Genomic DNA, 25,667 nt, shown 5'->3' with positions numbered 1-25,667 from the left:
GACCGGTCGCATAATGCAAAAAGCCCGGCGCTACAGCTTCGGGCTCAGTCCAGACTCACTATGGAGGCACTGTGAAAGCATTGCAAGGCGTTGAGGGGCGAGTGGAGTGGGTTGAAGAGCCGAGTCCTACGTGCGATGTAGGACAAGTTCGCATCCGGGTGGCGGCAGCAGGACTCAATCGCGCTGATTTGTTACAGAAAGCAGGACTTTATCCGCCACCGCCGGGGGCCAGTCAAGTACTGGGTCTTGAGTGTTCGGGGGTGATCAGCGAGGTCGGTCCGGGCTCTTCCTGGCAGGTCGGTGATCGGGTTTGCGCCTTGCTGGCCGGGGGCGGGATGGCCGAAGAGGTAGTTGTCGACGGACGGCATGTGTTGCCGGTTCCCGAAGGTTTGTCCCTGGCCGAGGCGGCGGCATTGCCGGAAGTGTATGCGACTGTTTGGCTGAATTTGTTTCAACTGGCTGCGCTCAAACCGGGTGAGAAAGTTCTCCTGCACGCCGGCGCCAGTGGAATCGGTTCAGCTGCCATTCAGCTGTGCAAGGCGTTTGGTAACCCGTGCTGGGTCAGCGTCGGTTCCGCCGAGCGTCTGGCTTACTGCGAAGCGTTGGGCGCACAGGGTGGCGTAGTGCGCAATGGCGATCTGGATAGCTTGAATGATCTTGCCCCGTTCGACGTGATCCTCGACCCGGTGGGTGGTAACTATGCGGCGTTGAACCTCAAGCTGCTGGCTCGCGATGGACGTTGGGTGCTGATTGGCTTGATGGGCGGTCGTGAGGCGCAGCTGGATCTGGCGCAGGTACTGGCCAAACGTGTGCAACTGCTGGGTTCAACCTTGCGCAACCGCGATGAGCAGTTCAAGGCCGATGTGTTCAGCGATCTCGGCCAGCATGTCTGGCCGCTGTTTGCCGAAGGGCGTTTGAGCCCGCAACTGGCCAGGACATTTGCAATCAAGGATGCCGAAGCGGCATTTGCGGAACTGGCGACGAATAAGGTTTCCGGCAAACTGGTGTTGGTGATCGACGAAAGCCTGGTTTGACACTCACCTGTGGGAGCGTGGCTTGCCCGCGATGAACGATGACGCGGTATGAAAGACACACTGCGTCGCCTGAATCGCGGGCAAGCCCGCTCCCACAGGATCTGGATTACTTCCAGATATGGATTGGCCAGCCGGCCTTTTCGGCGTGTTCGAGCAGGACCGGATCCGGATTCACCACATGCGGAAAGTCCACTTTCAGCAGCAGCGGCAAGTCATTGCGTGAATCTGAATAGAAACTCGCGCCTTCCAGGTTTTCCTCCTCCGCATCCAGCCATTCCAGCAACCGGGTGATCTTGCCTTCGCGGTAGGTCAACGTGCCAACGGTATTGCCGCTGTACACCCCGTGCAGCAGTTCCAGCTCGATGCCGAGAATCTCGTCGATGCCCAAACGGTCGGCAATCGGCTTGACCAGATGCGTGCCCGAGGCCGAGATCACCAGGATCCGGTCGCCGGCCTTGCGGTGGGCGGCGATGGCTTTGGTGGCGTCGCTGAAGATGATCGGCTCGATGAAGTCTTCCACCCAAGGCCCGACCAGATGGTCGACTTCTTCCGGTGTGCGCCCGATCATCGGCTCCAGGCTGAAGGTCATGTACTCCTCCATGCGCAACTTGCCGTGGCTGTAAGCGTCCATCAGTTCGTTGTTCTGACGCATGAACGACTCGGGATCGACCCAGCCCAGGCGCCCCATTTGTTCGCTCCAGAGGGTGGCGCAGTCGCCGTGGATCAGGGTTTCGTCCAGATCAAAAATTGCCAGGGCCATCGGGTTCTCTCTGAGAACAGCTGCAAGCTTCAAGCTTCAAGCTTCAAGCTGCAAGAAGTGGATTTTGGTGATCAGCAGTCTACAACTTGAAGCTTATGGCTTGTAGCTTGCCGCTGCTTTCAAGCGACCTCACACAGGGCAGTCGGATCGATGGAAAGTGCCAGGCGCTGACCATCGGGATGCAGGTCGGCCGCCGAACGGTTCAGCACATCCACCACCAATTCCACGCCCCGGGCTTCGACCCGATAGCGAATCACGTTGCCCAACAGGCTATGGCTGCGAATCTGCGCGTCGAGTTCGCCGTTGAGGCTTAGCTCGATAGCTTCCGGGCGAATGGCGAGGCGATGGGTTATCGGTCGTTGCAGCAGTTTGCTGGCGCTGTCGGCATCCAGCAGGTTGTAGTTGCCGATGAAGCCTGCGGCAAACACATCGACTGGCGCGGTGTAGAGGGTTTCGGCATCGCCGCTTTGTACGATCTTTCCCTGATTCATCAGGAAGATTCGGTCAGACATGGTCAGGGCTTCTTCCTGATCGTGAGTGACGAAGATCGTGGTCAGACCCAGTTCGCGCTGGATCTGACGGATCTGTTCGCGCAGGTGCTTGCGAATCCGCGCGTCTAGCGCCGACAGCGGCTCATCCAGCAACAGCAACCGAGGCCGGGTCACCAACGAGCGAGCCAGAGCGACGCGCTGGCACTGGCCACCGGACAGTTGATGCGGGTAACGGGCGGCGAAGTCGTTGAGCTCCACCAGTGCCAGCACTTCGGCGACGCGCTTGTGGCTGTCGTCCGCGTTGACCTTCTGCATGCGCAAACCGAAGGCGACGTTCTGCTCCACGGTCATGTTCGGGAACAGCGCATAACTCTGGAACACCATGCCGATCCCGCGTTTTTGCGGGCTCAGCGGGACGAGGTCCTGACCTTCCAGCAGGATCTTGCCGCCGTCCACCGAGGTCAGGCCGGCGATGCAACGCAGCAGGGTGGACTTGCCGCAACCGGACGGGCCGAGAAGCGTGACGAATTCGCCTTTCTTGATTTCGCAGTTGATGTCGCTGAATACGGTAGTGCCCGAGTAATTCTTTTGAAGATGTTGGACGCTGACGTAGCTCATTCGCTTTTGTCCTTGTTCAAGATATTGGCCGCCCAGGTCAGAACCAGCACAAAGAAGAAGTAGGAAATCACCAGCGCACTGGTGAAGTGTCCGCTGCTGTTACGCATATTGTTGAGGTAGACCTGCAGGGTTTCGTAGCGGGTGCCGACGAGAATATTGGCGAACACAAACTCACCGAACAGGAACGAGAACGACAGCAGTAACGCCACCATCAAACCCTTGCGCAGGTTCGGCAGCACCACCAGGAATGCCGCTTGCCAAGTGCTGGCACCGAGCAGTTGCGCGGCATCCATCAGGTCGCGCAGGTTGATCGCTTGCAGGTTATTGGTGATCGCCCGGTACATGAACGGCAGCGCCACGGTGAAGTAGCAACCGATCAGAATCCAAGGCGTGCCGACCATCGCGAACGGCCCTGAACCGTAGAGTTGCAGCAGCCCCACCGACGACACCACCGGCGGCACCGCGAAGGGCAGCAGGATCAGAATGTTCATCAACGCGTCGAGTTTCGGGAAGTGGTAATGCACCACGAACAGCAGCGGCAGAATCAGCACCACCGACAGAATCAGCGAGCCGACGCAGACCAGCAAGGACTGACCGAATGCGTTGAGAAAGCGCGGATCGCTCCAAAGCTGGAGGTACCACTTGAAGGTAAAACCGCTGGGCATGATCGTCGCGGACCAACTGCTGGAGATCGAGTAGATCAATGTTCCAAGCAGCGGCAATAGCAGAATGGCAAACAACAAATACACCACCACCCGGTGGTAGATACCGACGGGGCCCAGTTCAGCGCGAGACATGGTAGCTCCTCTTCAACAGCAGCTGATGCACGATAGTCACCAGGGTCATCAACGCCACCAGCACCACGGCCAAGGCACTGGCCAGGTTCGGGTCCAGGGAAATGTCGCCGGAGACCATCGCCGCGATGCGAATCGGCAACACGTTGAAGTTACCTGTGGTCAGGGCGTAGACCGTCGCGTAGGCGCCGAGGGCGTTGGCCAGCAGGATGACGAAAGTACCGAGCAGCGCCGGGGTCAGCACCGGCAAACCGATGTGTCGCCAGAATTGCCAGCCGTTGGCACCGAGCAACGCGGCGGACTCACGCCAGTCTTCGCGCAAGGCGTCGAAAGCCGGGTAGAGCAGCAGCACGCCCAGGGGAATCTGGAAGTAGGTGTAGAGAATGATCAGACCGGTTTTCGAGTACAGGTTGAAGTCCTGAATGATCCCGGCCTGTTTGAGCATGATGGTGATGCTGCCGTTGAACCCCAGCAAAATGATGAACGCGAAGGCCAGGGGCACGCCGGCGAAGTTGCTGGTCATGTTGGCGAAGGCGTTGACGAAGTTGCGCAGTTTCGAGTCGACCCGGCGCAAGGAGTAGGCGCCGAGTACGGCGATGATGATGCCGAACACGCTGGACCAGAAACTGATCTCGAGGCTGTACTGGATCGCCTGCAGATAGAACTTCGAATTGAAGATTTTGCTGAAGTTGGCCAGGCCCCAGCCGAACTCTTCCGATTCCAGGCTGTTGATCATTACCCAGAGCAGCGGGGCGATCTGGAACACGAAGAAGAAAATCGCAAAGGGCACCAGGCACAAAGCGGCCAGCCATTTACCGCGGGTCATGGCATTCACTTGAGCAGCTCCCGGCACACAGGTTTGTCGTGGGGCACGCCCAGCAGTTCGCAGACGGTGCCGCAGATTTCGGTCTGTTTCGGCGCGGCGTTTTGGTTGAAGCTGAAGGCATCGCCGAGGACGAACAACGGCACTTCGCGTTCTTCGGGCAACAGGCCGTTGTGCGAGCGGTCGTTGTTCATGCCGTGGTCAGCCGTCACCAGCACCTGGTAACCGGCGTCGAGCCAGCCTTGCAGGTAATCGGCGAGGATGATGTCGGCTGAGCGAGCGCTGTTGCGGTACTGCGAGGTGTCGAGGCCGTGCTTGTGCCCGGCGTCGTCGATGTTCATGGGGTGGACCAATAAAAAGTTCGGCGCGTGGCGCAGGCGCAGGTGTTCCGCGTCGGCGAACAGGTGCGAGTCGGGGTAGTGGTCGTTCCAGTAGAAGTGACCGTGCTGGATCGGCAGTTTGGGGTCATCGGTATGACGATCCCGGGCGGCCATGAACGGCGAACGGTTATACAACTCGCTGACCCAGTGATAGGCCGCGGCTGCGGTTTTCAGGCCGGCGTCGGTGGCGTAATGGTAGATGCTGCGCTGGTTGGACAGGCGCGAGACGTTGTTGTGAACGATGCCGCTGTCGATCGGCGTAACGCCGGTCAGGATGCATTCATAAAGGGGTCGGGACAGGGCCGGCAGTTCGCACTCCAGCTTGTAGAGTGCCGCGCGTCCTGCGCCAACGTAAGCCTGCAGATGCCCCATGGCGTGGCGCGCGACTTCGTAATTGAGGCCGTCGAGCACGACAAGGATGACGTTGTGCTTCATAGGGGCTGGGACTCCGCAAAATATCGTCAAACCTGTAGGAGCGAAGCTTGCTCGCGAAGGCGGACTGTCAGCCAACATCAATGTTGAATGTCAGTCCCTCTTCGCGGGCAAGCCACGCTCCTACAATGGATCTCCATCAGATCCCCGAATGGGGATCTACCGTGTTACGGCATGTTGATAATGACTTCTTCCTGCCACTTCTGCGGCAGCGCCTTGGAGGTCTTTTCCCATGCGTCGGCGTCTTTGATCGGCGTAACCTTTTTGTACTGCTCGTTAGGCAGCAGCTTGGACTTCACGTCTTCCGGCAGTTTGATGTGCTCGGCGCGGATTGGACGGGCGTTGCCTTTCGCCAGGTTGATTTGGCCGGCGTCGCTGAAGATGTATTCGCGGGTCAGCTTGGCGGCGTTCGGGTGCTTCGCGTATTTGTTGATGATGGTGGTGTAACCGGAAATCACCGAGCCATCGGATGGAATCAGCACGATGTAGTCATCCGGATTCGCCATCTTGGCCTTGTAGCTCAAACCGTTGAAGTCCCAGACCACGCCAACTTCGATTTCACCCTTTTCCATGGTGGCGATCGTCGGGTTGGCCATGGACAGGCGGCCTTGCTTGGCGATGTCGGCGAACAGCAACAGGGCTGGCTGAATGTTTTTTTCGTCACCGCCGTTGGCGAGGGCGGCGGCCAGTACACCGTTGGCCGCTTGGGCCGCGGTGCTCACGTCACCGATAGAAACTTTGTACTTGCCAGTCTTGAGGTCGGCCCATTTGGTCGGTGCTTCAGAACCGTGAAGCAGTTTTTTGTTGATGATGAAGGCGATGCTGCCGGTATAGGCCAGTGCCCAGTTACCGTCCTTGTCCTTGGCCCAGTCCGGAATCTGTTCCCAGGTGGTGGGTTTGTAAGGTTGCACGACACCTTGCTTGACCGCGATCGGCCCGAACGCGGCACCGACGTCGCCGATGTCGGCCGTGGCGTTGTCTTTTTCGGCGGCGAACTTGGCAATTTCCTGGGCCGAACTCATGTCGGTGTCGATGTGTTTCAGGCCATATTTCTTGGCCAGGTCTTCCCAGGTGCCTTTCCAGTTGGCCCAGTCATCGGGCATGCCGACGCTGTTGACTGCGCCTTCCGCTTTCGCAGCGGCTTCGAGGGTTTTCAGATCATCCGCCGCCATGGCGGCGGTGCACAGGGCAATGGTCGAGCCTAACAGTGATGCCAGGAAAAACTGTTTCATCCGAAGCTCCTTTGGGCGTTTTCAACGCTGCGATTGCGGTTGGGTTGGTCTAGGTCAGCAATACCTGAGCCAATTTAGGCGGGTTGGATGACATTTTGATGTCGACGACCGGTCAGCCTGAATTTTCTGCGCTCGGATACGCGGGGTGCGAGATAAGCGTAGACCATGGCTAAGGAGCTGATATGAAAGGGACTTGGCCATAAAATTGCAGGTGTCTGGCGCAACCGTTCGGCGGCTTTGTCATCTGTCAGTCATATGCAGTGCCTAGGCTTGCAGGCAGTTGAAGGAACCGATTTGAATCACGGTTCTGCCCTGAATCAGTGCTGGTCTAGTCCAGATAGGTAACGTTGATGCGCATCGAGACCACCAAAGCGGTGACAGCCATCGGGCAGGTTCTGCAAGAACAGCTTGACCACGGCCTGTTGGCGCCCGGGAGCAAGTTGCCGGCAGAGCGTAAGCTCAGTGAGTTGTTCGGTACCACGCGGATCACCGTGCGTGAGGCTTTATTGCAGCTGGAGGCTCAGGGTCAGATTTATCGCGAGGAGCGGCGCGGCTGGTTTGTGTCGCCACCAAGGCTGGCTTACAACCTGATGCAGCGCAGCCACTTTCACGCGATGGTCAGTGCGCAGGGGCGAGTGCCGTCCACCGAAGTAATCTCGGCGCGGTTGCAACCGGCGTCGGCGGCGGTGTGTGCCTGGTTGCAGTTGCCGGCGCTGTCGAGCGTGATCCAGATCTGCCGCTCGCGACGGATTGACGGGCGATTGGTGTTGTATGTGGAGCATTACCTGAACCCGCAGTTTTTCCCGGGGATTCTGGACTTCGATCTGAATCAGTCGATGACCGAACTGTATGCGCGGCATTACGACTTGCATTACGGGCGGGTGCGTTTCGAGATTGTGCCGACGGCGTTGTCGGTGGATGCTGCGGCGGCTTTACGGGTGTCGGTGGGCAGCCCGGGGTTGCGGATTGCCCGGGTCAATTACGATCAGCACGAGCGGTTGATCGATTGCGACCTCGAATTTTGGCGCCATGATGCGATTCATGTCGGGGTGGATGTGGTTTGAGCTTTATTCCTTGGCGACTTGCACACTCATCCGTGGCGTCGCCAGATCCAGCCCGGCTTCATCCAGATGGCGTTTGAGCGACAGGTTGAACGCCCGGGAAACTTCCCACTGCTTGATTGGCGCGGTCTTGAACCGTGCGCGAAGAATCGCGTTGCCGGATTCGAAACTTTCTACCCCCTGAATCTCCAGCGGCGACCATATATTTCGCCGTTGCAGGGGGTCGGTGCGCATTTTCTGGCCGACTTCGCGCATCAGTTTGATCGCCTCGTCGATGTCCATGTTGGAGGGCACCGCCACCCGGAAGATCGCGTAACCGAATTCCCGGGAGTAGTTCTTGATGCTTTTGATTTCGCTGAACGGAATGGTGTGAACGATGCCGTCAATGTCCCGCAGGCGCACGGTGCGGATGGTCAAGCCTTCGACCGTGCCCAAGTGGCCGCCGACGTCCACGTAGTCGTCGATGGCCAGGGAGTCTTCGATGATGATGAACAGCCCGGTGATCAGGTCGGCCACCAGTGATTGCGCGCCGAAACCGATGGCCAGGCCGATCACACCGGCACCGGCCAGCAATGGCGTGACGTTCATCCCCATGTTCGCCAGGGCGACGATCAGCGCAATGATGAAAATCGCCACGAACAGCACGTTGCGGATCAGCGGCATCATCGTCTGTGCACGGGCATTGGCCAGGCCTTTGCGCGAGCGGGTGAGGGCGTGATGCACGGCGGTGTCACTGAGGATCCAGATCAGCCAGGCAAAAATCAGCGTGCCACCGAGGCTGAACAGTTTGACGCTGACCTCATGGCCTTCGCCTTCGGTGAAGCGGATCAGCGACATACCCCAGACTCGCAGGCCGAGTTCGATGAATGCCAGCCACACCAGCAGATGGGCGAGGGTGTAGAAGAAGCTTTTCAGGCGATCCGAATACAGCGCGTGGCGCTTCACGCTGCGTTGCGGTTTGAGTGAATGGCGGCGCACTAGCCCATTGATGACCATGCACAACACCAGCAGCACGGTGCAGATCAGTGACTGACGCAAGGCGGTGCTGGTGTCGCCGGCGGAGACGAAGGTGGCGAACAGCGAGATGCCCACCAGCACCAGCGCTGGCAGATACCAAAAGGTGCCGAGGATTTCGATCGTGTCGCTCAAGGCCCGGCGAGTCAGGCGCCGGGATAGCGGTTGATTGCGGATCAAGTGCGCGATGGGCCGACGGAAACGCAGAACGAAAAAACCGGTGGAGATCGCCGCCAACACATTGGCGAACGTCGCTGCTGTGTGAGCCAGATGAGTGCCGAGGCTTTCAACCAGGCGCGGATCGTTCAGGGCTTCACCAAAGGCGGCGAAACTGCCGATCAGCCACAACGGGCGAAAGGCCTGATGCCGCAGGATGTACAAGGCACGGTGGCGATGCGGACCATCCAGCACGGAAAACGCAATCACGCAGATCGCCGAGAAACAGGTACCGACCACCAGCGCATAGGCCAACACCATGGCCAGGCTTTTGCCCAATGACGAAGGCAGGGCGTAGGTCATGTAAACCGTCATGACCAAGGCAATCAACCACGGCCCGAGTTTGCGCAAGGCGAAGCGCAGCATGTCCAGCGCCTTGGGGTGTTGTGGCAGTTCTTCGGTGAGACCAAAGCGCATGCGTACCCGGTGCCCGAGCCAGATCAGGGCGGCGGCCAGCAGGCTCCAGACCATCAGGATTACAGCGAAAGCGAAGATGATCGGCAGCCATTCATTGGCCGGCAGCATCAGCGCCGCCAGTTCATCCTTGGCCAGATCGACCTCTTCGGACCAGCGATTGAGCGGACTGTCGTCGCCGGAAAATTGCTTTTCGAGACCGGCCAGGGTGCTGCCGATCAGCCCCAGCACGCCTTGTTCAGTGGTCGGCTGAGCCTTTTGGGTGACGTCGCGAAGTTTTTTCAGGTCCGTCAGTAGCTGGGTGCGCTGCTGATCGTTTTCCAGGGACTTGATGACTTCGTCCAGCGATTGCCCCAACGGCTCTTGTGCTTGCGGCTGGGTTTTCGCCGAGCCATTGAGCAACCCCGGCAAACTGACCGCTTGGGCAGGTGTCATCGGCAGCAGTGTCATCAGGCAGACAAGGAACAAACACGGCAGGGCAAAAAGACGAGCGAACACGGTCAACCTCGGATGAGCGAATCGGCCGAGTGTACGAGCCCGTCAAAATCAATGCGAGCCAGGCGCGAGGATTTATTCGTTGAGTTTGGCGAGGATCTTGTAGATCACAGTGGCGAGGATCATCAGCATGCCGACCCACATCGCGAACACACCGGCGTTCTTGTCGCGAAAGTTGAAGCCGATGGCCAGCATGATCATCCCGGAAAGAATCGGGATCAGCATGGCGTGGAACGAAGACAACGAGATCATGGTGACAGCCTTGTCGGAGAGGGTACTGCAAGTCTAGGCGGCTTTCGGATGAGCGGAGGTGATGGAGATCATTGTGGCGAGGGGGCTTGCTCCCGTTGGGCTGCGAAGCAGCCCCAAAACAAGCAATATCGGATTATCAGACAGACCGAGTTCGCCAAGGTACGACTGCTTCGCAGCCGAGCGGGAGCAAGCTCCCTCGCCACAAAAGTTACCTTTTAATCACTAAGGGCTACGGCAATTCGCGACAGGCGTAGAACGCGCTCAGCACTTTGACCAGATGCGCCAGGTCATGGCTGCCGCACAACTCACGGATCGAGTGCATGGCGAACGTCGGCAAACCGATGTCCACGGTGCGCACGCCCAGGTGGCTGGCGGTGATCGGGCCGATGGTCGAGCCGCAGCCCATGTCGCTGCGCACCACGAAGCTTTGCACCGGTACTTCTTCGGCCATGCACAAATGGCGGAAGAAGCCGGCGGTTTCGCTGTTGGTGGCGTAGCGCTGGTTGCTGTTGACCTTGATCACCGGGCCGGCGTTGAGTTTCGGGCCGTGGTTGGCATCGTGCTTGTCCGCATAGTTCGGGTGCACGCCGTGGGCATTGTCGGCCGAGACCAGCAGGGATTTCTGAATGGTCCGTACGAATTCATCCCCTTCGGGCAACAGACGACGCAGGGTTTGCTCAAGCATCGGACCGTCGGCGCCACAAGCCGAGCAGGAACCGACTTCTTCGTGATCGTTGCAGACCAGCACGCAGGTTTCGTCGGTTTCGGTCGTCAGCAAAGCTTGCAGGCCGGCGTAGCACGACAGCAAATTATCCAGGCGCGCACCCGCAATGAAATCGCCATGCAGGCCGATGACCGCGGCGCTTTGGGTGTCGTAGAAGCTCAACTCGTAATCGAGCACTACGTCAGCATTCAGGCCATGTTCGCGGGCCAGTTGATCGGTGAGCACGGCGCGGAAGTCCACGCGCTCGTCACCGGCGAATTGCGCGAGGATCGGCGGCAGTTCGGTCTGGGCATTGATCGCCCAGCCCATATTGGCTTCACGGTTGAGGTGAATGGCCAGGTTCGGAATGATCGCGATAGGTGCCTTGAAGTCGATCAACTGGCTCTCGACCTTGCCGTCGCGGCGGAAGGTTACGCGACCGGCCAGAGACAGATCACGGTCGAACCACGGTGCCAGCAGTGCACCGCCATAAACTTCGACGCCCAGTTGCCAGAAGCCCTGGCGTTGCAGTTCCGGTTGGGGTTTGACTCGTAGGCACGGGCTATCGGTGTGCGCGCCGACCAGACGGATACCGCCGTGCAGGGGCGAATGACGGCCCATTTTGAACGCGACGATCGAAGAGTCGTTACGGGTGACGTAGTAACGACCATTGGCTTCGGTGGTCCATGGCTCGCGCTCGTCGAGGCGCATGAAACCGGCCGCTTCCAGACGCTGAACAAGGCTGGCGGTGGCATGGAACGGGGTAGGGGAGGCCTTGAGGAAGTCGATCAGGCCTTGGTTCAACTCTTCGCGCATAAGAAGCTCCAGACAGCAGTGGGCGGGAGTTTAACGTATTGGCTTGAGGCTTTGGGCCTGACGTTCGCAGGTTGCGTCAGCGGGCCGCGGCTACCCGTTTTTTCAGATACTTCATGATGATCTGCTCATCTTCAGGCTTTTCTGGCTTGGGCAGTTGTTTGGGCCAGCGATTCTGATGGGTGTCCAGCAGCTGTTTCTGACGGGTGTGGTTCCAGCGAAGAATCTCCCGCGAGGCGGATTCCCACCACTCATGTCGGCATACCGTGTAGTACGGATGATCGGGCGCTGCGCTGCCATAAAGCAAATCGCGACCGACTTTTCTCATGGCGCCGTTGTGGTTGCGTAATTTCCATTTGATTTTCAGCCGTTGCCAGGCCGACGGAATGGGTTTGACTCGCGGCACATCGCGGCACAGTTCCACCAGATTTTGGCTGAACTGCTCACCGTGCTGGGCGAAGAAGTACGCCTGCATCGCATGGAAGAAGCGTTTTTCCGCGAAGTAGTGATAAACGTATTTTTTTGCTTCACGCACCGGTTTGTCGCGCATCGCGAACGACAGGGCGATTTGCTCGATGGTGTGAATGTCGAAGCTGTCGCGGGTCCATTCGTCAATCAACTGGATCGACGCTTCGAACAGCGGCGCGTCGCGCTCGGTCACGCCGCAAAGTCCGCTGTTATACAACTTGAAACCGTTGTCCGGGGTGATGCCGTGAGCGCGTAGGTGTTCGCCAAGTTTCAGGTAGTCGTGGCGTTCGCAGACGTCCCGCCAGTCGTACTCGAAGCGATCCATCAGGTAGTGCCCGGGCTGAATCTGGTTGAAGATTCGGTTCGGGTCGCTGGTGAACAGGGTGTCGGTATCGACGAACAAGGTCTTTTCCGCAAGCTTCAGGCCGGCGGCCATGGCGCAGGCTTTGCGGCGATGGTGATAGCCGTTTTCGCCCTGCCACCGGGTCAGGGTTTCTTCGGTCAGGAATACGGTTTCAACCGGCCAGCCGGCGTAGTCTTGCGGGCGATCCGTCAGGATTCTGATGCACGGCAGCTCGCCGTTCTTCACATGGGAAAGCGCAGTCAAAATGCTGAACTTGGCTTCGCGCCGATAAACGTCCTGATTGCCGTAGATCAGATAAAGCAGCTGATTTCGGGTTTTCTTGACGGGCGTTGCCAAGGAGTCAGTACTACTCATTCTGTTCAATCCTCGCTTTGAAGCGGTGACGCCATGTGGCAGATCTAAAACGGTGCCGGGCATTCGAAACGCAAGCGGTCGCCAGTTTGGGGATGGGTAAAACTCAACATACTCGCATGCAGGCACAAGCGCGGCCAGGCAGTCAGTGCTTGCTCATGGGCGTAGAGCCCGTCACCCAACAAAGGGTGGCCGATGGAGAGCATATGCACACGCAACTGGTGAGAACGGCCGGTGATCGGCGTCAGTTCGACGCGGCACCAGTCGCCACAACGCTCCAGCACACGCCAGAACGTCAGGGCATGCTTGCCGAATTCGTGGTCCACCACGTGGCGTGGCTTGGTTGGAGGGTCGTAGCGCAGGGGCAGGTCGATGCTGCCGCTGTCCAGTTCCGGTTGTCCCCAGCACAGGGCTGTGTAGGCTTTTTCGGTTTCGCGGTCGTGAAATTGCCGAGACAGCTCGCGATGAGTGTCCGGGTCACGGGCCAACAGAATGATACCGGACGTTTCCCAGTCCAGCCGATGGACAATTCGCGCTTCCGGGTAGCCGTTTTCTTGCAGGCGCGTAATCAGGCAGTCCTTGTTGTCATCGGCCCGGCCGGGGACGGAGAGCAACAGGGTCGGTTTGTCCACCACGAGTACGGCGGCGTCCTGATGGATGATGCGGATGTTGGACAACGGCATTAAAACAGCCTCGTAACAAACGCCAACGGCGGCTCAGGCCCACGCCCCTGTAGGAGCGAAGCTTGCTCGCGAATGCGTCACCTCGGTCTATCAGATAGACCGAGTTGCCTGCTTCGCGAGCAAGCTTCGCTCCTACAGAGAGCTGGAAAGCCTGAGCCGCCGTGGCTCCCGCCGGATCGACTCAGCGATCTGGCAGGGTGATATTGAGTTCCAGGATCGAGCAGCTGCCCTGGTTTTCCAGAGCGACGTGCACGTCATCGGACCCGATATTGACGTACTTGCGGATCACTTCCACCAGTTCCTTCTGCAAGGCTGGCAGGTAATCCGGCGTACTGCGCTGGCCGCGTTCATGCGCCACGATGATCTGTAGACGCTCTTTCGCTACCGACGCGGTGCTGACCTTTTTACTGGCACGAAAGAAGTCAAAAAGGTTCATTACCTACCTCCAAAAAGTCGCTCGAAGAATCCCTTCTTCTCGACATCGAGGAAACGATGGTCCACGGTTTTACCCAGCAGGCGATCAACGGCGTCGCTGTACGCCTGACCGGCGTCGCTCTGGTCGTCGAGAATGACCGGTACGCCCTGGTTGGAGGCTTTGAGGACGGCTTGCGATTCCGGAATCACGCCTAGCAGGGTTACTGCGAGGATTTCCTTGACGTCTTCGACGCCAAGCATTTCGCCGTTGCTCACGCGTGTAGGGTTGTAGCGAGTCAGCAGCAGGTGTTCCTTGATCGGGTCTTCGCCGTTTTCGGCGCGACGGGACTTGCTGGCCAGCAGGCCGAGCATGCGGTCCGAGTCACGTACGGAGGAGACTTCCGGGTTGGTCACTACGATCGCTTCGTCGGCAAAGTACATGGCCAGGTGGGCGCCTTTCTCGATGCCCGCCGGAGAGTCGCAGACCACGAATTCGAAGTCTTCCTTGAGCTGCATCAGGACCTTTTCGACGCCTTCGACGGTCAGCGCGTCTTTATCGCGAGTCTGACTGGCGGCCAGTACGTAGAGGTTTTCCAGACGCTTGTCTTTGATCAGAGCCTGTTGCAGGTTGGCTTCGCCATTTACCACGTTGACGAAGTCATACACCACGCGGCGCTCGCAACCCATGATCAGGTCGAGGTTACGCAAACCGACGTCGAAGTCGACGATAACTGTTTTGTGACCACGCAGAGCGAGGCCGGTACCGATAGCGGCGCTGGTGGTGGTCTTACCCACACCACCCTTGCCGGATGTAACCACGAGAATCTTGGCCAAGGTGTTTTACCCCTAAGGAAAAAGGACGTTTAGCCCCTGAAAAACATCTCTTGAAAAACTACTGCAGTCGGACAGCCTTGGCTGGAATCCGGTTTTGAGCGGCGTTTACCCCCGGTAAACACTACTTTTAGCCTTTTTCCTACTTCGTTTGAGCCGTTTTCGCTACGTTTTAGAGATGCTTGGAAAATGCGGCAGTATCCGTTAAAGCCGAATGATGTTCAACACGTCGCCCGACAGGCTGACTTGTACGCCCGCGCCCCACAATGGATCACGACGCAGATCCTCGGAAACCTTGTAGTGGCCGGCGATGGAGACCAGTTCAGCGGTCATTTGCTGACAGAAAATCCTGGCTTTCGTGTCACCTTTGACGCCGGCCAAGACACGACCGCGCATCGCGCCGTATACATGGATGTTCCCATCGGCGAGAAGTTCCGCCCCCGGGCTGACCGACGAAATCACCACCAAATCGCAACCCTGGGCATAAATCTGCTGGCCACCGCGTACCGGCGAGGTAATGATTTTGGTCGGTTTGATGGTCGGCTCCGGTGGTTTTTCCGGTTTTTTCGCCACAGTGCCTTCGAGCGGGTCGAGCGGGCGCTCGCGGGCACCGGACGGCGGCAGCACCGGCAGATCGACGGCGATGGCGGCGGCAATGTCTTCAATGCGGCTGGCACGGATCGCCAGGGTGCGCAGGCCATGCTGGCGGCAGATGCGCATCAGCCCCGGAAGATCGACCGAGCCTTCGCTGGCTGGGAGTTTGTCCAGGGCCAGTACCAACGGCGCGTTGCTGAAGAAGTTGGGCGCCTGGGCGACCTTGGCGGCCAGTTGTCGATCAAGGTTCTCTAGGTCGTTACGGGCCAGTTCCAGCACCGTAATGGCGAGCATGCTGCCCTTCAACTGGAACACGGGATCTTGGTCTAGCGGTTCGGTTTGGCTCATGGTCGGCATACAACGACTTGTCACTAAAAGTGCCGAGACTTATAACGAGAACGCCCGCGGGCCGCAAGCCGGGTCGAACGATGTAGAATGCGCGGCCACTGTCTTGACGGAACCTTTAATGGATCGCCCGCGTTTTCGAACAGCATTTCTTTCTCCACGTTTCTGGCCGCTGTGGTGTGGCTTGGGGCTGTTGTGGCTGATTGTGCAGTTGCCATATCCGGCGTTGCTGTCGGTCGGTCGCGTCTTGGGTGCCTTGATGTACCGAGTGGCGGGCGACCGACGGCGCATTGCCAAGCGCAATCTTGAGCTGTGTTTCCCTGAAAAGAGCGCTGCCGAGCGCACGCGTCTGCTCAAGGAAAATTTCGCCTCCACCGGCATCGCCTTCTTCGAGATGGCCATGAGCTGGTGGTGGTCGCGCAAGCGTCTGGCGAAACTGGCCCATGTCGAAGGCCTGGAGCATTTGAAGCAGGCCCAGACAGAGGGCAAGGGCGTGATTCTGATGGCCGTGCATTTCACCACGCTGGAAATCGGCGCGGCGCTGCTCGGCCAGCAGCACACCATTGATGGCATGTACCGCGAACACAAGAATCCGTTGTTCGACTACATCCAGCGTCGTGGCCGCGAGCGGCACAATCTCGACTCGCTGGCAGTGGAGCGCGACGACGTGCGTGGCATGCTCAAACTGCTGCGGTCAGGCCGAGCGATCTGGTACGCGCCGGATCAGGACTATGGCGCCAAGCAAAGTATCTTCGTGCCGTTGTTCGGGATTCAGGCGGCGACGGTTACCGCCACCAGCAAGTTTGCGCGGCTGGGCAAAGCGCTGGTGGTGCCATTCACTCAGCAACGCCTGGCGGATGGCAGCGGTTATCGGTTGGTGATCCATGCGCCGCTGGAGGGCTTTCCCGGCGAGACGGAAGAGGCTGACTGCATTCGGATCAACCAGTGGGTCGAAAGCGCGTTGCGCGAATGTCCGGAGCAATACCTCTGGGCACATCGCCGCTTCAAGAGCCGTCCACCGGGCGAACCGAAGCTGTACGCCAAACGCGGTTGAGCCACCGATCCCTTTAAGCACCATGGAGTGTTGCGATGAGTTCTGCTGAACCGGTTACAGGGTTGATACTTTCCGGCGGCGGGGCTCGGGCGGCTTATCAGGTGGGCGTGCTGGCGGCGATTGCCGAGTTGCTGCCGGTGGGGGCGGCGAATCCGTTTCCGGTAATCGTCGGCACCTCGGCCGGCGCGATCAACGCGGTCAGCCTGGCCAGTGGGGCAATGGACTTTCGCGGCGCGATTCAGAGCCTGACCGCCTTCTGGCAAGGTTTTCGCAGCCATCTGGTGTTGCGCAGCGACTGGCCGGGGGTGATCCATCAAGCCACCCGCTTTGTCAGTCACAGTTTGCTGGGGATTGGCGCTCAGGTGCCAGTGGCCTTGCTCAACAGCTCACCGCTGCGCGGTTTACTCAACGACAAACTGCACATGCCCGGAATTGCCGAGGCCATCGCGCAAAAGCAATTGAAGGCGGTGGCGGTCACAGCGTTTGGCTATGAGTCCGGTCAGGCCGTCACGTTTTATCAGGGCGGCGGCACGATCGAGTCCTGGTTGCGCCATCGGCGAATCGGCGTACCGACCCAATTGAGCGTCGAACATTTGCTGGCCAGTTCGGCGATTCCATTGCTGTTTGCGCCGGTGAAGATCGGCGAAGAATATTTCGGCGATGGCGCGGTGCGTCAATCAGCACCGATCAGCCCGGCCCTGCACCTGGGCGCCAGCCGCGTGCTGGTGGTGGGCGTCAGCGGCAACCCGCGCGGGGTCGACCCGCAACAGCCGCTGCAACGCGCCTATACCGGTCAGCAGCCAACCCTGGCGCAAATCGGCGGGCACATGCTTAACAGTACGTTCATTGACAGCCTGGAAAGTGACATCGAGTTGCTGCAGCGTCTGAATCAGTTCAGCCATCTGTTGCCCGACGGCGCGCCGAGTCGGGCATTGGGAGCAGCGCCGGTGGAGGTGCTGGTGATTTCGCCGAGTCAGCCGATCGATGAAATTGCGGCGCGGCATCGCCAGGAATTGCCGGCGGCCTTGCGTCTGTTTTTGCGCGGGCCGGGGGCGACCAAGACCAGCGGGGCAGGGGTATTGAGTTATCTGCTGTTCGAGGCGGGATATTGCAGTGAGTTGATCGATCTGGGGCGGCGCGATGCGTTGGCCAAACGGCATGAGTTGTGCCGGTTTCTGGGGTTGGTGGAGCCTGCGGTTCCGGCTTGAGATATGTGGTGCGGCCATTCGCGGGCAAGCCTCGCTCCTACAGTGGATTTGTGAATGGCACAGATCCACTGTAGGAGCGAGGCTTGCCCGCGAAGCTTTTACGATTAGAAGTGGAACTTCACCAGGAAGCTCGTGTTGCTCTGATCGGTCTTGAAGTACTGGCTGTCCTTGATCCCGTACTTGTCTGACCAGTAGTCGTACTCGACACCGACGTACAACTGCTTCTCGCCGATGTTCAGGGCTTTGCCCAAGTCGTATTTGATCTGTGGGTTGAAGTGCAGGTTGGCGTGGTAGGTGCCTTTGCTGTTCTTGTCGTTGTCGACCACCCAGTCCATGAAACCATCGATCAGGATATTCGAATCGCCCACGGGAATGGTGTAGGACCACACCGGGGTGATCTGCCAGACGTTGTCACCCGCACGGCTGCCCTCGGTGTGACGCTGGTAGAAGTTCAACTGGAAGTAGTCGAACCCGGGAATCGCCAGGTCGAAACCCGGACCGATCAGGTAAGACTCGGTATCGCCCTCACCGAACTCGTACGTCATGGCCAGCAGCACGTCTTTGATCGGGCCGAACGCCAGTTTCTGGTCGAAGATCTTGCCAAACGACAAGCGTGGGCTGATTTCGCCGTAATAGGTGTTCGAGCCGACGCCGCTGTCTTCCTTGCCGTTGTAGAAAATCTTGTCGACGAACACGAAGTTGTCCCCGTATTTCCAGGCATCGGCGTGCTCGAAGGTGACGGTTTGCTGAATGCGCGGGTTGACCTGGAAGTCCTTGCCATAAAGGTAGGTCAGGCTGTTGTTCTGCCATTGCAGCAAATCGCCGGCCATTGCCTGGCCCCCGGCCAGCAAGGATCCCGCGAGCATCAGGCTGGTGCACGTACGTTTCATTCGGTTGCTCCCAAAAAGTAGGTGGTTCCACGTTATTTTTCTAAGGTCGGCGCTCTGGTGTGGCGCCTTTTCTTTGCTGTAAAAACAATCCAGTCGGTCAGCTTTAGTGCTGTTAGCAAGAGCTGAGCCAAGGCTTTCAAAAAGTAAAAAAACGCCCGCTCGGCTGTTCGAAAACAGTCGATTGAGCGTCAATTCGAGAAGCCTTGGTACTGTCCAGAGCCGGGATAAGTTGGCTTTCTGGTCAGGAATTAAATCCGCGCTTTTTTTTAGAGCGGATTCGGGCGGGCGCGGAGAATACTGACTCCTTGGCCAGGTCTCAAGTGCCCCGCAACAGAGCACCCATGACAGGTATCGGGCACGGTTGCGGGCCATCTTAAAAGTGCACCTTTACCAGCAGGCTGGCGGTGTTTTGGTTAGTGTCAAAGTTGGCGCTGTTTTCGATTCCGTACTTGTTTTTCCAATAGCTGTATTCGGTGCCGACGTAGACGAATTTATCGCCCCAGCCCAAGGCTTTGCCCAGGTCGTATTTGATCTGCGGATTGATGTGCAAGTTGGCGTGGTAAGTGCCGCGTGCGTTGCGATCGTTGTCCACCACCCAGTCCAGATAGCCATCGATCAACAGGTTAGAATTGCCTAGCGCAACGCTGTAGGACCAAGTGGGAGTGATCTGCCAGACACCATCACCGGGACGTGGGCCTTCGGTCTGGCGACGATAGAAGTTCAAGGTGAAGTAGTTGAAACCCGGTACTGCCAGATCGAAACCCGGGCCGATCAGATACGCTTCGCTGTCGCCTTCGCCATACTCGTAAGTCATGGCCAGCAATACGTCCTTGACCGGGCCAAACTCGAAACGACGGTCGAGTATCTTGCCAAAGGACAGGCGCGGACTGAATTCGCCATAGAAGGCGTGGGGGCCTTTATTGCGGTCTTCTTCGCCGTTGTAGAAGACCTTGTCGATGAACAGGAAGTTATCGCCGTACTTCCATTTGTCGGCGTGTTCGAACGTCACCGTCTGCTGGATCGACGGGTTGATCACGAAATTCTTGCCGTACAGGTAGCTAAGGCTGTTGGTTTGCCACAGCAGTAAATCACCGGCCATGGCCTGGCTCGCGGCCAACAGGCCAGAGCCCAACAGCACGCTGGTTTTTATCCGAATCATCTGTTGCTCTCTTTTGTTTTTATTGTTTGAGGCGCAGGCAGCCACCCTTGTGGGAGAGAGCCTGCTCGTGATGGCGTTGGTTCAATCAAACACGGATGTTGAATGTCTTACCGTCATCGCGAGCAGGCTCGCTCCCACAAGGGGGTTTGTCTTTTAGTGGGGCAGTGCGGGTGGGCGTGGCAGCTCGGAATGCAACACCTCGGATTTTTTTTATTCTTGTGATTTTTTGTATCAGGTGGACCTGTGGCGGGGGGGCTTGTTGTGGCCACAAAAGCCCCCTCGCCACAACGGTGTGTTGCTTATTGGGTTTGAGCTCCCTGAACAATCCACGCACCGATCAGGTCGCGCTCTTGCTGGGTCATCTGGGTGATGTTGCCCAACGGCATGATCTGGCTGGCGACAGCCTGGGCTTGGATGCGCGGGGCCTGAAGCTTGATCTGCTCCGGGGTATCGAACATCACGCCCGCCGGCGCCGCGCTGAACAGCGGGCTGGTGGGTTTCGCCGAATGGCAGACTGTGCAGCGCTCCTGGATCACGTCGTGCACCTTGTCGAAGGCAGGACCGGCATTGGATGCCTGGGCGGGTGCAGTTTCAGGGGCTGCCGTCGGTGCAGCTTCAGCCGGTTTCTTGCCACCTCCGAGGGCTGTTTCCGGCAACGGCTGGTACTCGATGGTCCCAGGCGCCTTGGCCACTTCCGGTGCGCTGGACATCGGCGCCGGCCCGGTCACGTAGGCCAGGCAGATCATGCCGACCGCCGCAGCGGGCAGGGTCCAGGCGAATTTGTGGCTGTCGTGACGGGTGTTGAAGTAGTGACGCACCAACACCGCCAGCACCGCGATCCCGGCCAGGATTAGCCAGTTGTATTGGCTGCCATAGGTGCTCGGGAAGTGGTTGCTGATCATGATGAACAGCACCGGTAAGGTGAAGTAGTTGTTGTGCCGCGAGCGCAGCAAACCTTTGGCCGGCAGCGCCGGATCGGGCGTGCGGTTCTCGGCAATCGCCGCCACCAATGCGCGTTGGGCCGGCATGATGATGCGGAACACGTTACCGACCATGATGGTGCCGATGATCGCGCCGACGTGCAGGTACGCCCCACGACCGCTGAACACTTTGCTGAAGCCGTAAGCCGCGCCAATGATCAGCACGAACAGGATGAAGCCGAGCAGGGCAGGGCGTTTGCCCAGGGCCGAGTCGCAGAGGAAGGAGTAGACGAACCAGCCGACGAACAGCGAGCCGATTCCCAGCAGAACACCTTCAGGGCCACTCAGGCTGCTGCCGGGAGCGAGCAGGTACAGCGTCGGGTTGGAGTAGAACACCACGCACAGCAGTGCGACCCCCGACAACCAGGTGAAGTAGGCTTCCCATTTGAACCAGTGCAGGTTATCCGGCATGGTCGGTGGAGCCAGTTTGTATTTTTCCAGGTGATAGATACCGCCGCCATGGATCGCCCACAAATCGCCCGCCAGCCCGTTTTTCGGGTTGACCCGATTGAGGTTGTTCTCCAGCCAGACGAAATAGAACGACGCGCCGATCCAGGCCACGCCAGTGATCATGTGAACCCAGCGCACGCTCAGGTTCAGCCATTCCAACAGATGTGCTTCCACAGTCTTTACCTCTCGCCTGTCACTCTGTCGTCGAGTGATCAGACCTTCTCTTATTGGTGGGGGGCGAGGATCAAACGCTCATCCTCTTTGAAAAAATGCTCATCGCAGTTATTGCCTGTGCCACTGCGATCAACCACCAGGAAGTCATCCCGCTTTTCGATCGTCAGCACCGGATGGTGCCAAACGCCGCGATGGTAATTAATGCCCTGCCTGCCGTTGGTGACGAAGGCGCGGACCAAGCCTGATACAGGTTCATCGCCAAGTGGCGCGACCACGATCAGAAAGGGGTTGCCGAGCAGCGGAATGAAAGCCTGGCTGCCCAGCGGATGACGCTCCAGCATGCAGACGGTCAGCGGCATGTCCTGCGCATCGGCGCGGAAAATGCTGATGATTGCCTTGTCCTCTGGCGTGGCGGTTTCCACCGTCGCCAGTTTGTGAAAGCGCATGGTCGAACCGTTGTTGATCATGAAGTGATCGCTGCCGTCGGTTTCGATCACGTCACCGAAAGGGGCGAAGGCTTCTTTGGTCAGCGGTTCAATCGTCAATGTGCGCATGCTGGTCTTCTTTTCCGAATTCTGTGTTGTTGGTTCTGTTGCTATCGCTAGCAGGCTAGCTCCCACATTTGGAATGCATTTCCCTGTGGGAGCCAGCCTGCTGGCGATGATTGGGTTCAGCGCTTATTTTATTTAGCGACCTTGCCCAAAACGCGCAGGCGGCTCACGCCCCCATCCGGGAACACGTTCAGGCGGATGTGGGTGATCGGGCCCAGTGCCTTGATCTGCTCGGCGAAGGTATGTTCAGCGTGCATTTCCAGCTTCTGGCTTGGCAACAGTTCGCGCCAGAACAACGATTGGGTTTCGATCTGGCTGTCGGTGCCGCCTTTCACGAATGCACCCTGGATCGAGCAAGTGTCCGGGTAGTTGCCTTTGAAGTGCAGGGTGTCGACGATGACTTTCTCAATCTCGCCGGCGTGACCCAGCGCGACGATCACCCAGTCATTGCCTGGCGTACGACGACGTGCGGTTTCCCAGCCATCGCCCATGTTGATGCCACGGCCCGGGTTGAGGATGTTGCTCATGCGGCCGAAGTGCTCGTCGGAGCAGGCCAGTGCACGGCCACCGTTCAGGGCTGCGGCCAGGTCGACCTGTTCGTTGTCGCCCACAGCGGACCAGTCGCGGAACGGAATGCCGTACACACGCAGACGGGCCACGCCGCCATCCGGGTAGATGTTGAAGCGCAGGTGGCTGAAGGCCTGGTCGTTGTTGATTTCGTGGTAGTGGTGGCTGTTGCCTTGCAGTTCGACGGCCGACAGCACTTCAGTCCACTGGGTGTTTTCGTCCGGCTCGCCCGAGGCCAGGAAGCAGGCTTCCAGGGAGGCCGATGGCGGGTAGTTGCCGGTGAAGAATGAAGTGTCGATGTCCACGCCTTTGATCGAGCCCGGTACGCCCAGGCGAATCACCGCGCTGTCGTAGCCTTCGAAGCGCTTGCGGCGCGACTCCCAGCCGTCCATCCACTTGCCGTTGTCATCGAACACGCCCTCCTTCCACACGGCCGGGGTCGGTTGGAACAGACGGTTGGCGTCTGCGAACCAGTCATCGGTGACCGAGATGATTTTGGTGCCCAGACGGGCGTCGGCCAGGTTGACGAACTTCTCGAAAGGTACGGCGTAAGCTTTCATTCTTCTTGTCTGCCTTTAATTAGTTGGCTTGGGATGCTTGCAGGGCCCTGGGCGTTTTCCGCGTTTTTTAACGCTCGGGCCAAGTTCGCTATAGGGTCAGTAATCGGAACAGGGCGATCTTGTTAATCTCCGCCAGCGCACATTTGAATTCGGTGTCGACCGAGTTGTGGATGCGCGTTTCGAACGCCGCGAGGATCTGATGCCGGTTGCTGCCTTTTACCGCCATGATGAAGGGAAACTTGAACTTGGCTTTGTAGGCGTCGTTCAGCTCGGTGAAGCGCTGGAACTCATCGCTCGAGCATTGGTGAATACCCGCGCCAGACTGTTCTTCAGTGCTGGCAGCGGTAAGCTGGCCCTGGACGGCAGCTTTGCCGGCCAGGTCCGGGTGAGCGTTGATCAGGGCCAGTTGGCTCGTGTGATCAGCGCTCAACAAGATGTCGCTCATGCGCTGGTGCAGGGTTTCGATCTCGTCGATCGAAGCGTCCTGGCCCAGATCGAAGGCCTTCTCGGCCACCCATGGCGAATGTTCGTAGATGTCGGCGAAGGCGGCGACGAACGCGTCGCGGCTCAGGGTCGATGGTTTGATGGTTTGAAAGGTGCTCATTTCGCGGTCCCTTGGAACGGGTGGGTTTGGTGCCAGTGGCGAGCGATGTCGACGCGGCGGCTGAACCACACCTGTTCATGACTTTTAGCGTATTCGATAAAGCGTTTGAGCGAGGCCAGACGCGCCGGACGGCCGATCAACCGGCAGTGCAGACCGATCGACAACATCTTCGGTGCCTCGGCGCCTTCGGCATATAGCACGTCGAACGCATCTTTGAGGTATTCGAAGAAATCGTCGCCCTTGTTGAAGCCCTGAACCTGAGTGAAGCGCATGTCGTTGGTGTCCAGGGTGTACGGGATCACCAAATGCGGCTTACCGGTCGGGTTGTTCGGTTCCCAGTAGGGCAGGTCGTCGTCGTAGGTGTCGCAGTCGTAAAGGAAACCGCCTTCTTCCATCACCAGCCGACGGGTGTTCGGGCCGGTGCGGCCGGTGTACCAGCCCAGTGGGCGCTCGCCGGTGATTTCGGTGAGGATGCGGATCGCTTCGAGCATGTGCTCGCGTTCCTGCGCTTCGTCCATGTACTGGTAATCGATCCAGCGATAGCCGTGGCTGCAGATTTCGTGGCCGGCCTCGACCATCGCGCGGATCACGTCCGGGTGGCGCTGGGCGGCCATAGCCACGGCGAAGATGGTCAGCGGAATGTCGAATTCCTTGAACAGTTTCAGAACCCGCCAGACGCCGGCACGGCTGCCATACTCGTAAAGGGATTCCATGCTCATGTTGCGCTCGCCTTGCAGCGGCTGCGCCGAGACCATTTCCGAGAGGAACGCTTCGGACTCTTTATCGCCGTGCAGGATATTGCGCTCGCCACCTTCCTCGTAATTGAGCACGAAGGACAGCGCGATGCGGGCATTGCCCGGCCAGTGTGGGTGAGGAGGGTTACTGCCGTAACCGATCAGGTCGCGTGGATAGTCAGCGCTCACTGCAGTCTTCCTTCTTGTTCGTGTCGACTTGTTCAAAGTCAGGGTGTGTGTGGCGGCCTGGCGATGAGAGGGCAGGCTGGCGTCACAGCGATGGAGTGATTGTATACAACTTTATATTCACTTTGTAAGCCTGATTTTTTGCATTTTTCACTGACTGGTCACTTTGAAGGGTGCTGCAAGAAACCTGCCTGACTGGTCAGCTAATGGATAGGAGGTCCGCTGATCGTATGGTTTTGCGTCAGATTCGCCGTTAAACCCTGAATGGCGGAGTTGGCGGTAAAAATGTCGTTTTTATTGTGTACAATTTTTATGAAAAGTGTCTTAATCAGTCGCTCGCCGCAGCTTTTCGTGCTCCGAAACGGTGCGGTCTCCTTTTCAACTGACTTCGGGAGGCGCGAGGTCTGACTGCTCCACGCAGGCAGGCGCGCAGAATCAATGGGACGTTTGACTACACACGTTTTGGACGCTGCACACGGTTGCCCGGGCAGTTCGATCAAGGTCGAGTTGTACCGCGTTGAAGGTTCGCAGCTGGAATTGGTCGCCACTGCGCTCACCAACAGCGATGGCCGTGTCGATTCGCCGCTGCTGCAAGGCGATGACTACCGGTCCGGGGTCTATCAGCTTCAGTTTCATGCGGGTGATTACTACCGCGCCCGTGGGGTTCAGCTGCCTGAGCCTGCGTTCCTGGATGTGGTGGTGCTGCGTTTCGGCATCTCTGCGGAACAGGATCACTACCACGTGCCGTTGTTGATTTCGCCGTATAGCTATTCCACGTATCGAGGCAGTTGATCCCCCAAGCAGCTGCCTCCTCCGAGAAGCGACTGCGCATATAGCTTCTTTGGTCTTTCGCCCGCTCACACTGCGGGCTTTTTTTTGCCCTGAGATATGTGGTGCATGGGAGGGACCCTTCGCGGGCAAGCCTCGCTCCTACAGGATTTGCGTCGTTCATGTTATGTAAGAACAAC

26 protein-coding genes are annotated in these 25,667 nt (G+C 58.5%); 5 read left to right on the top strand and 21 right to left on the bottom strand.

What is annotated here, in order from left to right; all coding sequences use genetic code 11:
* Positions 1-71 precede the first annotated feature (71 nt).
* Positions 72-1,034: a zinc-binding dehydrogenase gene (locus PMI18_RS18870; RefSeq protein WP_007898870.1), complete on the top strand. Its 963-nt coding sequence runs from the start codon at positions 72-74 to the stop codon at positions 1,032-1,034.
* 106 nt (positions 1,035-1,140) lie between these two features.
* On the opposite strand, the gene PMI18_RS18875 is transcribed toward PMI18_RS18870, so the two are convergent.
* The 6 genes from PMI18_RS18875 to PMI18_RS18900 form a co-directional block, all read right to left on the bottom strand.
* Complete coding sequence (locus PMI18_RS18875) at positions 1,141-1,794, bottom strand: HAD family hydrolase (RefSeq protein ID WP_007898869.1); 654 nt, start codon at positions 1,792-1,794, stop codon at positions 1,141-1,143.
* A gap of 119 nt (positions 1,795-1,913) precedes the next feature.
* A complete protein-coding gene (locus PMI18_RS18880) occupies positions 1,914-2,903 on the bottom strand; it encodes an ABC transporter ATP-binding protein (protein WP_007898867.1) in 990 nt (329 codons plus the stop codon).
* Positions 2,900-3,700, bottom strand: coding sequence for an ABC transporter permease (locus PMI18_RS18885; RefSeq protein ID WP_007898865.1), 801 nt, complete (start codon positions 3,698-3,700; stop codon positions 2,900-2,902). The genes PMI18_RS18880 and PMI18_RS18885 overlap by 4 nt, the downstream gene beginning before the upstream one ends.
* Entirely contained in the window at positions 3,687-4,523 is an 837-nt protein-coding gene (locus PMI18_RS18890; protein ID WP_162130634.1) for an ABC transporter permease, read from the bottom strand. The genes PMI18_RS18885 and PMI18_RS18890 overlap by 14 nt, the downstream gene beginning before the upstream one ends.
* 5 nt (positions 4,524-4,528) lie before the next feature.
* The gene (locus PMI18_RS18895) at positions 4,529-5,335 is read right to left on the bottom strand and encodes an alkaline phosphatase family protein (RefSeq protein ID WP_007898860.1); all 807 of its coding nucleotides are present in this window, start codon (positions 5,333-5,335) and stop codon (positions 4,529-4,531) included.
* 164 nt (positions 5,336-5,499) lie between these two features.
* A complete protein-coding gene (locus PMI18_RS18900; protein WP_007898859.1) occupies positions 5,500-6,564 on the bottom strand; it encodes an ABC transporter substrate-binding protein in 1,065 nt (354 codons plus the stop codon).
* 350 nt (positions 6,565-6,914) lie between these two features.
* Here PMI18_RS18900 and PMI18_RS18905 point away from each other — a divergent pair, with 350 nt between their 5' ends.
* On the top strand, positions 6,915-7,628 hold the full coding sequence (locus PMI18_RS18905; protein WP_007898856.1) for a UTRA domain-containing protein: 714 nt from the start codon (positions 6,915-6,917) through the stop codon (positions 7,626-7,628).
* A 3-nt stretch (positions 7,629-7,631) separates the two neighbouring features.
* Here PMI18_RS18905 and PMI18_RS18910 read toward each other — a convergent pair whose 3' ends face one another.
* The 8 genes from PMI18_RS18910 to minC form a co-directional block, all read right to left on the bottom strand.
* Positions 7,632-9,767, bottom strand: coding sequence for a mechanosensitive ion channel family protein (locus tag PMI18_RS18910; RefSeq protein ID WP_007898854.1), 2,136 nt, complete (start codon positions 9,765-9,767; stop codon positions 7,632-7,634).
* A gap of 72 nt (positions 9,768-9,839) precedes the next feature.
* Positions 9,840-10,016 (bottom strand): hypothetical protein, encoded by a 177-nt coding sequence (locus tag PMI18_RS31225; protein ID WP_007898847.1) that lies wholly within the window; start codon positions 10,014-10,016, stop codon positions 9,840-9,842.
* Between the two features lie 229 nt (positions 10,017-10,245).
* The gene (locus PMI18_RS18915) at positions 10,246-11,535 is read right to left on the bottom strand and encodes a M18 family aminopeptidase (RefSeq protein WP_007898846.1); all 1,290 of its coding nucleotides are present in this window, start codon (positions 11,533-11,535) and stop codon (positions 10,246-10,248) included.
* A gap of 76 nt (positions 11,536-11,611) precedes the next feature.
* Positions 11,612-12,718: a hypothetical protein gene (locus tag PMI18_RS18920; protein ID WP_007898845.1), complete on the bottom strand. Its 1,107-nt coding sequence runs from the start codon at positions 12,716-12,718 to the stop codon at positions 11,612-11,614.
* Between the two features lie 44 nt (positions 12,719-12,762).
* Positions 12,763-13,398 carry an RluA family pseudouridine synthase gene (locus tag PMI18_RS18925; RefSeq protein WP_007898844.1) on the bottom strand — a complete coding sequence of 212 codons (636 nt, stop codon included), beginning with the start codon at positions 13,396-13,398 and terminating at the stop codon, positions 12,763-12,765.
* Positions 13,399-13,579: 181 nt separating this feature from the next.
* The gene (gene minE, locus PMI18_RS18930; RefSeq protein WP_007898843.1) at positions 13,580-13,834 is read right to left on the bottom strand and encodes a cell division topological specificity factor MinE; all 255 of its coding nucleotides are present in this window, start codon (positions 13,832-13,834) and stop codon (positions 13,580-13,582) included.
* Positions 13,834-14,646 carry a septum site-determining protein MinD gene (gene minD, locus PMI18_RS18935; RefSeq protein WP_007898841.1) on the bottom strand — a complete coding sequence of 271 codons (813 nt, stop codon included), beginning with the start codon at positions 14,644-14,646 and terminating at the stop codon, positions 13,834-13,836. The genes minE and minD overlap by 1 nt, the downstream gene beginning before the upstream one ends.
* 201 nt (positions 14,647-14,847) lie before the next feature.
* Positions 14,848-15,585, bottom strand: coding sequence for a septum site-determining protein MinC (gene minC / locus PMI18_RS18940; protein ID WP_007898840.1), 738 nt, complete (start codon positions 15,583-15,585; stop codon positions 14,848-14,850).
* A gap of 118 nt (positions 15,586-15,703) precedes the next feature.
* Here minC and PMI18_RS18945 point away from each other — a divergent pair, with 118 nt between their 5' ends.
* Positions 15,704-16,636, top strand: a complete 933-nt coding sequence (locus PMI18_RS18945; RefSeq protein ID WP_007898839.1) for a lipid A biosynthesis lauroyl acyltransferase — start codon at positions 15,704-15,706, stop codon at positions 16,634-16,636.
* A 35-nt stretch (positions 16,637-16,671) separates the two neighbouring features.
* The gene (locus tag PMI18_RS18950; protein WP_007898837.1) at positions 16,672-17,844 is read left to right on the top strand and encodes a patatin-like phospholipase family protein; all 1,173 of its coding nucleotides are present in this window, start codon (positions 16,672-16,674) and stop codon (positions 17,842-17,844) included.
* A gap of 104 nt (positions 17,845-17,948) precedes the next feature.
* Here PMI18_RS18950 and PMI18_RS18955 read toward each other — a convergent pair whose 3' ends face one another.
* The 7 genes from PMI18_RS18955 to puuE all read right to left on the bottom strand — a co-directional run bounded on the left by PMI18_RS18955 (position 17,949) and on the right by puuE (position 24,702).
* Positions 17,949-18,734, bottom strand: coding sequence for an outer membrane protein OmpK (locus PMI18_RS18955; protein WP_007898835.1), 786 nt, complete (start codon positions 18,732-18,734; stop codon positions 17,949-17,951).
* 373 nt (positions 18,735-19,107) lie between these two features.
* Complete coding sequence (locus tag PMI18_RS18960; RefSeq protein ID WP_007898834.1) at positions 19,108-19,893, bottom strand: outer membrane protein OmpK; 786 nt, start codon at positions 19,891-19,893, stop codon at positions 19,108-19,110.
* A gap of 299 nt (positions 19,894-20,192) precedes the next feature.
* Complete coding sequence (locus PMI18_RS18965; protein ID WP_007898832.1) at positions 20,193-21,497, bottom strand: urate hydroxylase PuuD; 1,305 nt, start codon at positions 21,495-21,497, stop codon at positions 20,193-20,195.
* A 50-nt stretch (positions 21,498-21,547) separates the two neighbouring features.
* Positions 21,548-22,051, bottom strand: coding sequence for an ureidoglycolate lyase (locus PMI18_RS18970; protein ID WP_007898831.1), 504 nt, complete (start codon positions 22,049-22,051; stop codon positions 21,548-21,550).
* Between the two features lie 128 nt (positions 22,052-22,179).
* Positions 22,180-23,175 carry an allantoicase gene (alc, locus tag PMI18_RS18975; RefSeq protein ID WP_007898829.1) on the bottom strand — a complete coding sequence of 332 codons (996 nt, stop codon included), beginning with the start codon at positions 23,173-23,175 and terminating at the stop codon, positions 22,180-22,182.
* Between the two features lie 88 nt (positions 23,176-23,263).
* Positions 23,264-23,779, bottom strand: coding sequence for a 2-oxo-4-hydroxy-4-carboxy-5-ureidoimidazoline decarboxylase (uraD, locus tag PMI18_RS18980; RefSeq protein WP_007898828.1), 516 nt, complete (start codon positions 23,777-23,779; stop codon positions 23,264-23,266).
* Positions 23,776-24,702: an allantoinase PuuE gene (gene puuE / locus PMI18_RS18985; protein WP_007898826.1), complete on the bottom strand. Its 927-nt coding sequence runs from the start codon at positions 24,700-24,702 to the stop codon at positions 23,776-23,778. Before puuE ends, uraD begins: the two co-directional genes overlap by 4 nt.
* Positions 24,703-25,137: 435 nt before the next feature.
* Between puuE and uraH the strand changes: the two genes are divergently transcribed.
* Entirely contained in the window at positions 25,138-25,491 is a 354-nt protein-coding gene (uraH, locus tag PMI18_RS18990; protein ID WP_007898824.1) for a hydroxyisourate hydrolase, read from the top strand.
* The last annotated feature ends 176 nt before the right edge of the window (positions 25,492-25,667 follow it).

The organism is Pseudomonas sp. GM102 (genome assembly GCF_000282555.1).
Taxonomy (GTDB): Bacteria; Pseudomonadota; Gammaproteobacteria; order Pseudomonadales; family Pseudomonadaceae; genus Aquipseudomonas.
This window is presented reverse-complemented; position numbering and strand designations above follow the sequence as displayed.